The organism is Sphingobium baderi (assembly GCF_001456115.1).
GTDB classification, from domain to species: Bacteria; Pseudomonadota; Alphaproteobacteria; order Sphingomonadales; family Sphingomonadaceae; genus Sphingobium; species Sphingobium baderi_A.
The window spans coordinates 1,683,803-1,696,361 of sequence record NZ_CP013264.1; the positions used below are offsets into that span (position 1 = coordinate 1,683,803).

Annotated in this window: 13 protein-coding genes; 7 read left to right on the plus strand and 6 right to left on the minus strand. The window is 62.5% G+C overall.

Annotated features, from left to right (window positions below):
- Window positions 1-89: 89 nt before the first annotated feature.
- Complete coding sequence (locus ATN00_RS08410; protein ID WP_062063883.1) at window positions 90-1,352, minus strand: ATP-binding protein; 1,263 nt, start codon at window positions 1,350-1,352, stop codon at window positions 90-92.
- A gap of 98 nt (window positions 1,353-1,450) precedes the next feature.
- Between ATN00_RS08410 and ATN00_RS08415 the strand changes: the two genes are divergently transcribed.
- The 5 genes from ATN00_RS08415 to ATN00_RS08435 all read left to right on the plus strand — a co-directional run bounded on the left by ATN00_RS08415 (window position 1,451) and on the right by ATN00_RS08435 (window position 5,339).
- Window positions 1,451-1,891 carry a hypothetical protein gene (locus ATN00_RS08415; RefSeq protein WP_062068561.1) on the plus strand — a complete coding sequence of 147 codons (441 nt, stop codon included), beginning with the start codon at window positions 1,451-1,453 and terminating at the stop codon, window positions 1,889-1,891.
- A 71-nt stretch (window positions 1,892-1,962) separates the two neighbouring features.
- The gene (locus tag ATN00_RS08420; RefSeq protein ID WP_062063885.1) at window positions 1,963-3,129 is read left to right on the plus strand and encodes a glycosyltransferase; all 1,167 of its coding nucleotides are present in this window, start codon (window positions 1,963-1,965) and stop codon (window positions 3,127-3,129) included.
- A gap of 70 nt (window positions 3,130-3,199) precedes the next feature.
- Window positions 3,200-3,490, plus strand: coding sequence for an HPr-rel-A system PqqD family peptide chaperone (locus ATN00_RS08425; protein ID WP_231746426.1), 291 nt, complete (start codon window positions 3,200-3,202; stop codon window positions 3,488-3,490).
- Window positions 3,487-4,350 (plus strand): HprK-related kinase A, encoded by an 864-nt coding sequence (locus ATN00_RS08430; RefSeq protein WP_062063888.1) that lies wholly within the window; start codon window positions 3,487-3,489, stop codon window positions 4,348-4,350. The genes ATN00_RS08425 and ATN00_RS08430 overlap by 4 nt, the downstream gene beginning before the upstream one ends.
- Window positions 4,347-5,339: a nucleotidyltransferase domain-containing protein gene (locus ATN00_RS08435; protein ID WP_062063889.1), complete on the plus strand. Its 993-nt coding sequence runs from the start codon at window positions 4,347-4,349 to the stop codon at window positions 5,337-5,339. Before ATN00_RS08430 ends, ATN00_RS08435 begins: the two co-directional genes overlap by 4 nt.
- Before the next feature lie 260 nt (window positions 5,340-5,599).
- Here ATN00_RS08435 and ATN00_RS08440 read toward each other — a convergent pair whose 3' ends face one another.
- From ATN00_RS08440 to ATN00_RS08450, 3 genes are all read right to left on the minus strand, one after another.
- On the minus strand, window positions 5,600-6,961 hold the full coding sequence (locus ATN00_RS08440; RefSeq protein ID WP_062063891.1) for an amidohydrolase: 1,362 nt from the start codon (window positions 6,959-6,961) through the stop codon (window positions 5,600-5,602).
- Between the two features lie 306 nt (window positions 6,962-7,267).
- Entirely contained in the window at window positions 7,268-8,236 is a 969-nt protein-coding gene (locus tag ATN00_RS08445; RefSeq protein ID WP_062063894.1) for a diacylglycerol/lipid kinase family protein, read from the minus strand.
- Window positions 8,237-8,246: 10 nt separating this feature from the next.
- A complete protein-coding gene (locus ATN00_RS08450; protein ID WP_062063895.1) occupies window positions 8,247-8,741 on the minus strand; it encodes a DUF2141 domain-containing protein in 495 nt (164 codons plus the stop codon).
- A gap of 129 nt (window positions 8,742-8,870) precedes the next feature.
- Here ATN00_RS08450 and lptF point away from each other — a divergent pair, with 129 nt between their 5' ends.
- Window positions 8,871-10,094, plus strand: a complete 1,224-nt coding sequence (gene lptF, locus ATN00_RS08455; protein ID WP_062068563.1) for an LPS export ABC transporter permease LptF — start codon at window positions 8,871-8,873, stop codon at window positions 10,092-10,094.
- On the plus strand, window positions 10,091-11,191 hold the full coding sequence (gene lptG, locus ATN00_RS08460; RefSeq protein ID WP_082635135.1) for an LPS export ABC transporter permease LptG: 1,101 nt from the start codon (window positions 10,091-10,093) through the stop codon (window positions 11,189-11,191). The genes lptF and lptG overlap by 4 nt, the downstream gene beginning before the upstream one ends.
- 52 nt (window positions 11,192-11,243) lie before the next feature.
- On the opposite strand, the gene ATN00_RS23645 is transcribed toward lptG, so the two are convergent.
- Both ATN00_RS23645 and ATN00_RS08465 read right to left on the minus strand, forming a co-directional pair.
- Window positions 11,244-11,405, minus strand: coding sequence for a hypothetical protein (locus tag ATN00_RS23645; protein ID WP_197413701.1), 162 nt, complete (start codon window positions 11,403-11,405; stop codon window positions 11,244-11,246).
- A gap of 9 nt (window positions 11,406-11,414) precedes the next feature.
- On the minus strand, window positions 11,415-12,497 hold the full coding sequence (locus tag ATN00_RS08465; RefSeq protein ID WP_062063899.1) for a fatty acid desaturase family protein: 1,083 nt from the start codon (window positions 12,495-12,497) through the stop codon (window positions 11,415-11,417).
- Window positions 12,498-12,559 lie beyond the last annotated feature (62 nt).

The window sequence follows — 12,559 nt, forward strand, 5'->3', positions numbered from 1 at the left end:
ATGGGTCTGCGCCTAGCTGCGGTTCATCGCGCCTTTGTGACACTCAGGTTTCAGTTTCATGACAATAGGATAGGAACGCCGCAAAAACGCTATCCCTTCGCCATCTCATTCATGATTTCGCCGGCAGGCATCTTCGGCAGCAGCACGACTATGGTCGTCCCCTTGCCCACGATGCTGCTGATGTCCATCCGCCCCCGATGGCGCTCCACGATATGCTTGACGATGGCCAGACCCAGCCCGGTGCCGCCCATGGCCCGGCTCCGGCCCGAATCCACGCGATAGAAACGCTCCGTCAGGCGCGGCAGGTGATCGGGCGCGATCCCTTCGCCCTCGTCCGCCACGGTCAGCCGCGTCATGCCGCTCGGGCCTTCCGTCAGGGTCACGCGGATCGGCGTGCCGGGGCGGCCATATTTGGCGGAATTGCCGATCAGATTATGCAGCAACTGGGAAAGCTGCGCGCGATCGCCCCGGACGGGCGGCAGACCGGCGTCGATACTGATTTCCACCTCCGCCCCACGCTCGCCATGGCTGGTGCGGAACACGCCCGCGACTTCCGCCACCAGGCCGGAAAGATCGACCGCGCTGTCGGGCGCGCGGTATTTGTCGGCTTCGATCCGCGACAGGGAGATAAGGTCGTCGATCAGACGCTGCATCCGCCGCGCTTCACCGTCCATGATCTTCAGGAAGCGTTGCCGCGTTTCGGTGTCCTTGCCCAGTTCCGGGTCGGCCAGCGTTTCGATGAAGCCCAATATCCCAGCCAGCGGAGTCCGCAGTTCATGGCTGGCATTGGCCACAAAATCGACCCGCATCCGCTCCGCCGCATAAGCGCCGCTATGATCGACCAGATGGACTAGCCGCCACATTTCTTCCGCCGCGCCAAAGGGAGCGATCCGCATTTGCCAGCGCTGGTCCCGCGCGCCTAGCCCCACCAGTTCAACCATATCCGCTTCGGTCATCGCCGCCATGTTCGTCAACCTTTCGGCGGCTGCCGGATGGCGGATGGCGATGCGGGCATCCTCACCCTCGATATATGCGCCCAGCAACAGTCGCGCCGCGCGATTGGCGCGCAGAATGCGTCCTTTCTCGATCAGCAGAAGCGGGTCGGCTATGCCCTCCAAAAGATCGGCAAAGCCGGGCTGGTCGATCAGCCTGGGGGATAGTGGCGCATCCTCCACGCGTTCCTGGACAATGCCACGCTGGCCTCCTTGCGTCGAGATCAGAAGGACGAGCACACCCGCCAGCACCGGCAGCACGATGGCCAGCGGCGACGCGCCGAGCAAAAGTGCGCCTCCTGTGCCCAGCAACAGCATGGCGATGGAAGCCGTGATCTGCGATACGCTCAGTCGATTCATGGTTACCGCGCTGGATTCTTCCGGCTTTTACTGCGATGGCTAGAGGTATAGCGCGTAAAATTTACGCTTTGGCAAGCGCGATAGCGGATCATGACGAAATGAGCGAGCCCATGACCGGACAGGATGATCCTCAGCAACCCTCCGCGCAGGAAGGGCAAGAGACGGCGCACGAGCCGGTGTCGTCGCGTCGGCAATTGCTGATGGGTGGCGCGATCGCCGCGTCAGCCATCGTATCGATACGTCCCGCGCTCGCCAATACCGCTGCGTCCGTCCTCAACTGTACCATCCCCGTGCCCGATCAGGCGCGGGCGGGCAACTATATCGCGCCCAACGGACAGGTCGTGCCCGCCGGAACGCCCGGCGCCTTTCCCGCGGCGGGACGGAGCTATACCGGCGAACAGGTGAAGCAGGCTTTGCGGGGAAGGCCGCTGCCGGGGACCGGCTATGAGCAGAATCAGGCCTATCTGAACTATATTCGTCGCCTTCAATCGGGCACCAGCGGCTTTACCTGCTACGCCTCACTTCAGATGCCGCGTTGATTTTCCAGGGAGCGCATATGGCTTTTTAGCGTTGATGCCGTTGCATTACGGCGCAGTGTTTAGAGGCCTCCATGTTTCATACCCGTCCGCCGGTGGCGGAATCTTTTTCCATTGCGATCTATCTTTATGAGCCGAGCGACGGCGGGCTGGATCGGATTGCCATTCTGTTTGCCAGCCATCTTGCGCGGCGCGGCGTGCGGGCTGAATTGTGGATGGCGCGAAGGGAAGGACCAGTGGCAGGGCTGATCGATCCGGCGGTCACGGTGCGTCGCGTGCCGTCGCCGCCTTTGCCCCGACGTCTGGCGATGATCGCGCAATTTCCCGCCTTGGCGGCCATGATAAGACGGCATCGTCCCGCAATCCTCTGTTCTGCCGGAAATCAAAGCAATATGCTGGTTGCTCTGGCAGCGTTGGGTACTGGCACGCGCGCGGTCGGGCGTATTTCCAATCCTCTGATTTATGCTCATCAAAGGCGTCTGGCCGCTTATTTCCGACTCCGCCGTTTTCGCGCCATAGCTCGCGCCTGTGCGATGACCATAGTGATGGGAGAGCAGGATCGCCGCATGCTGATGGCGCCGGGACCGTTGGCGGCACATGACGTCCGCCTGTTGCCGCGTCCTAGCGTAACGCCAGCGATGGAGGCCGCGTTCGCGGCACGGCAACGCCGCCATCTGGACGATCCCTTCCGCTTGCTCATGGCCGGTCGTCTTACCGTGCAGAAGGATCACGCGCTGGCGCTGCGAGCGCTGGCTCGCTTGCCGCATATCGACTGGCGCTTGAAAATTGCGGGCGATGGCCCGTTGCGCGAAGAACTTGGCCAGCTATGCGAGGAACTGGGTATCAGCGACAGGGTCGATTTCCTTGGTTTCGTCATTGATCCCCAGCAACTCGCAGCCATGATGGGGCAGGTCGACCTGCTGCTTCAGCCTTCCCGATGGGAAGGATTGGCCGGCACCGTCATCGAAGCACTGGGTTGCGGCGCGGGCGTGGTGGCGACCGATAGCACGGCTAATATCCGGCCTGTGTTGCAGGCGGCAGGACAGCATGATCCGGTTCCGGTCGGGGATGAGGCAGCCTTCGCACGCGCCATTGAATGGGCGTTGGCCCATCCCGCCTCTCCGGAACAACTGGCCGCTGCGACCAGTCCGTATCGGCTGTCTCATGCGCTGGATGAATATTTTCGTGCCTGTCAAAGCCTGAGTGTGCAGCATTATTCCAGGGCGACATCGCCAGTGTGATCGGGATGCGTTAGTCACCTGCTTACCCCTTTGCGTTATGGCGGAGGCGGCAATTAAACGGGGTAGGGCTGTGACAGTCGATCAATGCTATCATGAGGAGGCGCAGGGAAGCATTATTTCCCGAATCCTTGATGACATGGTGCTGCTCTATCACCGCCCCTCCGGCCAGACGCATATGGTTATCAGTCCCGTGCCGGAAATCCTGGCCGCGCTGAAGGATAGCGCCCCGGCGTCGGCGCAAATCCTGTATGAACGGTTATCGCGCCTCTACGACCTGGGACCGGCTGGCACCGCGCTGGCGGAGATAGAGGGACATCTGGTGAACATGACGGCGCTGGGGTTAATCCGCACAGCCGCATGAAGCATCGTATCACCCTTTCCATTGGCCCGGCGACCTTTCGCATCGGGTCGGCATGGCCAGACCCGATCCGGGAATTGAAGCGCCTCTATGCCGACTATCCCGCGCCTGCGGGCGATTTCGCCGATTTCACCGTCCGGCTCGAGCCGGCCGGGGCGTTGCGCCGCTGGCTGCGCCCATCCATCTTCATTACCGGTGATCACGGCCTGGCCGATGCCGCGCCCATGAGCCTGCCGCATGGCCTGCTCGCCGCAGAGATGGGGATGAACCTGCAAATGGCGCTAGGCTGGCGGCGGCACTTGCTCCTCCATGCCTCCAGCGTGGAAAAGAACGGGCGCGTGTTGGTCATGACCGGCGAGTCCGGGTCAGGCAAATCCACGTTGGCGGCGCAACTGGGCGAGCGTGGCTGGCGGTTAATGGGGGATGAATTTGCGTTGCTCGATCTGGCGACGGGAGTCGTGCTGCCCTTTCCTCGCCTCGTCTCGCTCAAGAACCGGGCGATCGGCGTGATGGCGGCTGAAGTGCCTGCGGAGCGGATGGGGCCGCTGATGGCCGGCACGGCCAAGGGCGACATTCGCCATATGGTGCCCCGTGCCGAGGCCGTGGCGCGCATGGATGAAGGCGCTTCCCCTGCACTGCTGTTGTTTCCCCGATTCGGCCATGCGCCGGATATCCGTTCCGTTGGACATGGAGAGACGTTCATGCGGTTGACACAGGCGTCGACCAATTATGTGGCGCTGGGCGAGCCGGGTTTTGCGGCGCTGACCCGCTTTGTGAAAACCGTGCCGGCCAAGGCTATCGATTTCCCATCGGGCAACGAGGCCATCGCCATGGTCGAACGACTGTGGGAACAACGCGCGTGAATGCGTTGCCGCTTGTCTGCGCTTTGCGGGAGCCCGGCACCGTCGCGGCGTTCGGGGCGGAGCAATGGAATATGCTGATCGCCATGGCGCGGGCGGAGCGGTTGATTGGTACACTCGCCGTGCGGATCGGCGACATGCCAGTGCCGGAAGCAGTGCGCTTCGTGCTGGCCGACGCACGGTTGGATGCCGAGTGGGAGGCACGGCAGGCGCTATGGGAGGCGGATCGTGCGGCGGTCGCGCTGAAGCCGCTGGGGTTGCGGGTCGTGTTGCTCAAGGGCACCGCTTATGCGGCTGCGAGGTTGAAGGCTGGGGAGGGGCGGTTCATTGGCGATCTCGATATCCTCGTGCCGCGCAATGCGATGGCGGAGGTGGAGAAATATTTGATGGCGGCGGGATGGGAGTGGGTGAAGCCCGATCCATATGACGACGCCTATTACCGTCAGTGGATGCATGAACTGCCGCCGATGATCCATCAGGAGCGGGACCGGATGATCGACGTGCATCACACCATCCTGCCGCTGACGGCAAGGCAAACGCCGGATGCGGGGGCGATGATCGCGGACGCCATTTCCGTAACCGGCGGATTATATGTCCTGTCGCCGGAAGACCGGATCTGCCACGCGGTCGCGCATCTGCTGGCGGATGGCGATCTGGCGGGCGGTCTGCGGAACTTGTGGGACATATATTGCCTGCTGGGGGAGGTGGACGCCGGAGCGCTGGAAACGCGCGCCGGGCGGCATGGCCTGTCGCGCCATGTGCGGCAGGCGCGGCGGCTGGCCGATGCGCTTTATGGAGAAGGGCGGAGGCGGCTCACGCCGTGGGATCGGATCGTCATCGCCCGTCTGCTGGCCCGCGACGGCTGGGGCAGGGAAACGCGCAAAGGGCTGCGCTTTGCCTTCTATCTCCGCTCGCACTGGCTGCGGATGCCCCCGATGATGCTGGCGCGGCATTTGTTCACCAAATGGCGCAAGGGGCATCGGCCGGTTTAGATGACGATGGCAGGTTGGGTGGTTTTCAGACAGGCAGCTTGCGGGAAAGTGTGGCCTGATGGAAGTCATTCCACGGCGCCGGAAAACCCCTCGACTCGCATTGTCGGACAGTTTCTCAATCCGACAGTGATTCTCGGACAACCCAATGCACGACACGGCCGCACAACACCGACAAGCAGGTGTTTTCCGTCAGTGTCGGCTTTAGAGTGCGGTGCAAGGCTTGATAAATGACCGGCAATTGGTCGTTTCCCGTCCTGCCATCAATCGCGCTTCAATATGTCCAGCGCCAGCACGGTCAGGGCTTCGCTTGCGGTGGCGACGACCTTGTCGGCTTCCGGCGCCCAAAAGGGGCTGTGGAGCGAGGGGAGGGAGAGCTGACCCGCCGCTGCCTTCGCCATCTGGTCTGCGGGAACGCCGCCGACCCAGAAGATGAAACTGTTGATATTCTTGTCCGCGCGGTAATAGCGGCCGAAATCCTCGCCGCCCATGACTGGCGGAGTTTTCACCACCTGGTCTTGTGCAAAATGACCACGCAGCAGGGTCGCCATCTGTTCGGCAAATTCCGGCGGGTTGTAGGTGGAGGGCGTGAATTCATCCTTTACCGATACCACCGGCATCCGGTCTTCGGAAATGCCCGCCGCTATGGCCTCCCCCCGGGCGATCCGCTCAATCCCCTTGATGAGCTTTGCTCGCGTCTCGTCGGAATAGCTGCGGACAGTCAGTTGCAGCTTCGCCTCGTCGGGGATGATGTTGTGCTTGGTCCCGCTCTGAAAGCTACCGACGGTGACGACCGCGGGGTCTTGGGGATCTTGCTCCCGGCTCACCAGCGTCTGGAGAGTGGTGACGATGCGCGCGCCCAGGACGATGGGGTCCTTGGTCGCCTGCGGATAGGCGCCATGGCCGCCTATCCCCTTCACCACGATATCGACGCTGTCCACATTGGCGAGCGCATAGCCGGGCGTATAGCCGATCTTCCCCGCCTCCAGATTGGCGGCGTCGTGGAAGGCGATGGCATGGGTCGGGCGCGGGAAGCGGTTGTAGAGCCCGTCCTCCAGCATCGCCCGCGCGCCCTTGCCGGTTTCCTCGGCGGGCTGCAGGATCATGACCAGCGTGCCTTTCCACTGGTCTTTGCGGGCGGAAAGCAACTTCGCCGTTTCGATAAAGGCAGTCATGTGCGTGTCATGACCACAGGCGTGCATGACGCCGGTGTCCACGCCCTCCGCCGTCTTGGCGCGGACCTTGGAGGCGAAGGGGAGGCCGGTCTGCTCCGTCACCGGCAGGCCGTCCATGTCGGCGCGGATCAGCAGCACGGGGCCGGAGCCGTTCTTCATCACCGCCACGACGCCGGTGCCGCCGACTTTTTCGGTGACGTCGAACTTCATCGTCTTGAGCCGTTTGGCGAGCTTGACGCCGGTTTCGCTTTCCTGGCCTGACAGTTCGGGGTTGGCGTGCAGATCGCGGTAGAGCGTCATGAGGTCGTCCATGTCGCCTGCGATGGCCGCGCCGATCTCGCTTTGCCGGGGCGCGGGTGCGGGCGGGGCCGCCGGGGAAGGCGGCGTTTGGGCGCTGGCGATGGAGGACAGGCTCACCGCGGCCAGAACAGCCGTCAGCATATGACGCATGAATGAAACTCCGTTGCGGGGCGGACAGCATAAGAGCAAGGCGAAGGGATGGGAAAGGGGGTTTGTTATGTTTACAGGACCGGTTTCGGCCAGAAGCGGACAACCCACCTCCGTTCGGGCTGAGCCTGTCGAAGCCTGTCCTGAGCGACGCCGCGGGCGGCGTTGAAGGGCCTTCCACTGAGCGAAGCGAAGAGGCCTCCCTTACGATCGGCCTAGCCCTTCGACTTTGCTCAGGGCGAACGGAGATAAGGGAATGTCCACCTTCCACCCCAACCCGCTATTGATCGAGTGTCGACGAAGGCGCGTTCAAGCCGCCAGGCGCAGGAACGGCACCGGTTGGGTTGAGCGCAGGACGATAGGGTGGCCCTCCGACGCTTCGAACAGTTCGCCGTCCAGGATGACGCTGCTGCGGTCGCCTTCGATGCGGATGGTGTCGCCCTGTTCCAGATGGATGCCTTGCATATGCGCCTTGCCCACGCGCTTGAAGATGCTGGCCCAGGCGAGCCGCACCAGCGCGGGAACGCTTTGGTCCACCGCCATCAGCTTCATGTTGCCGCGCTGGCTTTCGCCCGGGCGGGTGCCGAGCAGCAGCCGCTCCAGCGTAGTGACGATCAGCACGGAAAAGCGCCCCACCAGCTCGCCCTCGCGGATAAGTGAGATGCGGACCGGGCGGCTCGACGGCGGCAGGAAGCGCGCGCGGACGCCGAACAGCAGCGACACCAGCACGGCGATGGCCGTCAGGAAATGGCTGAGGCCATTGGACAGGCCCAGCGGATAGATCTGATTGCGGCAATAGAGGATCGAATCGGCAAGGCCCGCGCCGCCAAGGAACATGCCCAGCACCGGCCGTGTTTCCGCCCGCCCGTCAGACAGCGCGATCAGCTCGCGCGCGACGACATGATCATCCACGCCCGACTTGGCGATGGCCACGATCCGCTCCAGCGCCTTGATCGGATCGCCATGGATGCCAAGGTCCAGCGCGATGAGATTGGTCTTGCCGTTGGGCAGCACCGCGATAGGCGGCACGCGGCCCTGGAAATGCTCACCCTGATAGAGTTCCGTCAGCGCCGCCTGCACCGTGCCATCGCCACCATTGATGACGATCACGGTAGGGTCGATGCGGGCGAAGATCTGAAGCGCCCGGCCGATCTGGTCGACATGCTCCACTTCATAATGGAAGATGTCAGGGTTGCTGGCGCAATAGCTCCGCACCCGCGGCAGGGTCTGCCGGTTGCCCGTGGATTTGGGATTGGACAGGAGCGCGACGCGGACCATGGCTATATCGTCACATATATTTGAGGTTGATTGTGATCCGGGTCACGCCCGGCCCGGCATAAAATGCTGCCTTGTCGACCGAGGGCTTGCCCAGGTTGAAGATGCTGATGCTCGGATTGTTGGAAAAGCCGCCACCGTCGCGGGAAATATCGGTTTTCCCGTTTCCGTCGCGATCATGGCGCACGGCGATGCCATATTTGCCCGGCTCCGGCACCGGCATACAGAAACGCATGGTGCCGTTGCTGGGACGAGCCGTGGTTTCGATGCGGTTGAGCCAGGCGCCCTTGGCCAGCCAGGCGCTCCGCGTGGCAGGATAGGACTGAAGCCGCACGCTGCCCGTCGAGGCGACGAAACCGCGCACGTCCACCAGCACCGCCGGCCCCTTGGCTGACGCGGTGCACAGATCCATGTCGTTTCCGACCTCGCGATGCTGGGCCCATGCCGGGGCAGCGGCGAACAAAGCCCCCACCGACATCAGTCCTGCAACAACTTTCAACATGACCATTACACTCCTGGAAGCTATAGCCGCCCGAACGGATCGGACGGCGGCCCTGTTCGCCCCACTTTTTCCGTAGAATCGCATATGGTCCGGCTTTGCGGCCAAAACATGGTGATGGGACGACGACATATTGAAATGCTGACCGCCATCGATCGATACCTCGCCCGTCTGATTGCCTTGCCCATGCTGGGCACGCTGGTGATCGCCGCCATGCTGCTGGTGCTGGACAAGATGCTGAGCCTGTTCGATTTCGTCGCGGCCGAGGGCGGACCGGTCAGCGTCGTCTGGCGGATGCTGGCCAATATGCTGCCCGAATATCTCTCGCTCGGCATTCCGATCGGGCTGATGCTGGGCATATTGCTCGCCTTCCGCAAGCTGGCGCAGACGTCGGAGCTGGACGTGATGCGGGCGGTGGGCCTGTCCTATGGGCGGCTCTTGCGGGTGCCCTATATGTTCGCGATCGGTATGGCGGTCCTCAATCTGGGCATTGTCGGTTTCGTTCAGCCGCTGTCCCGCCATGCCTATGAAGCGTTGCGCTTCGAACTGCGCTCCGGCGCGCTGGGCGCGTCGATCAAGGTGGGCGAGTTCACCAGCCTGGGTAAGCGCATGACCATGCGGATCGAGCGCAGCTTGGATGAGGGACGCAATCTTCAAGGCATTTTCGTGCGCGCGGAGGGCAAGAACGGCCAGTCGCTTGCTGTCACCGCGGCGCAGGGCAGCTTTCTGGCGACGGACGATCCCGACACGATCATCTTCCGCCTGCGCGATGGTGTGCTGGTGAACAATGCGCCCAAATATAAAACGCCGCGGATACTGTCCTTTTCCAGCCACGATCTGCCCATCGACCTGCCGCAGATCGAGAGCTTTCGCGGGCGCGACGTGGACCGGGAAAAGACAATCAACGAACTTGTCACCATAGCCCATGATCCCGCCACACCAAAAAAGTTGCGGAACGAAGTGCGCGCCAATTTCCATTTCCGCGTGGTGGAAGTGGTGATGATGCTGCTGCTGCCGCTGGCGGCGCTGGCCTTTGCTATTCCGCCCAAGCGATCCACATCGGCGCTGGGCGTATTCCTCTCCATCGTGTTCATCGTGACCTATCACAAGATCAATCAATATGGCGAAAGCGTCGGCGCGCTGGGGCGGGTCGATCCGATCATTGCGCTATGGGGGCCATTCCTGCTGACGTCGGTGCTCATCTTCTGGATGTATCATGTGGTCGCGCATCGTCCCGGCGGCCAGCCAATTGGCGCGCTGGAATATGCCTTTGCGAAGATCGGCAAGCAGGTGAGCCGTATCCTGCCGCTGAGCAACCGGCGTAACGGCAGTTCTACGCAAGAACCGCAGGGAGCGGCGTGATGTTCGATTTCTTCCCGTCGCGCCAGATCAGCTTCTACATGGCGCGGCTGTTCTTCACCCGGACCTTCGCCGTGCTGGCGATGCTGGTGGTGGTGCTCCAGATGCTCGACTTGTTGGGCGAATCGGGCGACATCCTGGCTTATGCGGGCAATGGCGACGCGCAATTATGGCATTATGTCGGCCTGCGCGCGCCGCAGATCGTTGCCCGTTTTCTGCCATTTTCCGTGCTGCTGGGCACGCTCATCATGCTGGCGACGCTCAACCAGAACAGCGAGATCATCTCGATGAAGGCGGCGGGGCTGTCCGCGCATCAGATATTGGCGCCGCTCATCGCTTCGGCGCTGGGCGTGGCCCTCATCAGCTATGCCTTCAACGAGCGGGTCGTGGCGCGCTCGACAGCCGCGCTCAGCGCCTGGCAGGCGGTCGATTACGGCCCGATCCCGCAGGATAGCGGAGTCAAGGTCAATCCCTGGGTGCTGGATGGCAACAATCTCGTCAACGCCACCATCGTTGCGGGCCGGGGCACGGCGACGCAGTTGCGGAAAGTGCATATCTACAATCGCGTCAACAACAGCCTGACGACCATCGTGCGTGCGCCCAAGGGCCATTATGACGCCGGCGCGAAGGATTGGGTATTGGAAGGCGCGCAGCAATTCGACGTAGCGCGCGGCACGGTGCGGGATTTGGGCACGGTCCATTTCGGGCGTGATATCAGGCCGGAGCAGTTCACCCTGGCCAAGGTCGATGCCGATGCGTTGACCTTTGGCGATTTGCGTTCCGCCATTGCCGACCTTCATGACGCCGGGCGGCCTACATCCGAACTGGAAGCCAGTTTGTGGCACAAGCTGTCAGGGCCGCTCTCTGCGATCCTGATGCCGATACTGGGGTCCGTGGCAGCGTTCGGGCTGGCGCGCTCAGGCCAGCTTTTCGTCCGTGCGGTTCTGGGGATGGCGCTGGGCTTCGCCTATTTTGTGGCGGATAATTTCTCGCTCGCCATGGGCAGTCTGGGCGCTTATCCGCCTTTCCTTGCAGCGTGGGCGCCTTTCTTGCTGTTCCTGCTGGTGGGCGAAACGGTGCTGTTCAGGACGGAGGAATAGGGGGGAGGAAGATGGTCCAGCGCAAGGCCAAACCGATTCACATCCTTCCATGTCAATAATATTCGGCCACCGCATAGGGCGGCCCGTTGTACCAGTTTGAGTCTGGCGCATCGAGTTTGATTGCGACCACGATACGAGTGCCGACGTCGGTGCAGCGCCAGCGACTTCCACTCATCATGAATTCGCCGCCGATAACGAAATCAGCCTGCTTCATTCCCGCCATTCAGCGCCGCGTCATGGTGCTTCGCGCGATCTTGCCGACCAAGGGGAACATCCCCTTGTAGTTCCCGCGATGATAGGGCGAGTCCGCTTCCAGCGTCGCAATCAAGCGGCGATGCGCCTTGCTCAGCCCGTGATAGGGAACGCTCGGCAGCAGGTGATGCAGCGCATGATAGCGCAGCCCCACCGGCGCCCAGATCGCGGCCAGCGGGGAAGGCGGCGGCACGTTCACGGAATCCAGATATTGCGCCGTCACGGTCATCGCATCTCCCTCATTTTCCCAGAGATGCGCGACCAGCGTGCGAAGCTGGTTGATGACGGTCATGCCCGAATGCACGGCCATATAAATCAGCAACGGCTTCCACCCGAAGGCGAACACGCTGCCCACCAGCGCCAGCGCAAAGACGCAAGCGCCTGCTTCCTGCCATGCCCATTGCCGCGCAAAGTTACCTTCGGGTGCACGGCGGCGATAGGCCGGATTGATCGACAGCGCCGAAAATTCCGCCACCACCTTCTGGCGAAGCGAGGGGATGAGCACGGACAGTGGCGTCAGCACGCCAAAGCGCAGGATCAAGCCAATCGGCGCCAGCGCCGCCACGATGATGAACAGGGGCAGCGACCAAGGCTTCATCAGCGCGAGAGGTAGATATTCCGGATCGTTCGCGGTGCCGTAACGGGTACGGGCATGATGCTGGGTATGCACCTCCTCATACATGAAAGAGGGGATCATCAGCGGGATGCCGACCAGTAGATTCCATGCGAAACGGAAGCCCGGAAGCGCGCCTTCGCGAATATGTGTTAGTTCATGGATGAAGCTCGCCGCGCGATAAAGCGCCAGCATTGCGACCAGCCCGGAAATGACGGCCAACGCCGTGCTGTCAAACAGCACCGCGCCCGCCAGCGCTGCATAGCCCAGCAATGCGGATGCGAGGAAATCTGGCCAGTAAATCGCGGGATTGGCCGTCGACAGCGTGCGCGTCAGTTCGGCGGCGGCGCGCAGCATCGCCGCGTCGTCTGGTATCGGCTTGCGGGCCTGAGCGTCCGGCGTCCGGTGCGCGGCGGCAAGAACAGGGTCATGCACAGTCATGCAGGCGTTCCTAAAACGCAATTGCGCTGAGATCGTGGCAGCAACGTGACATATTCGCCCAG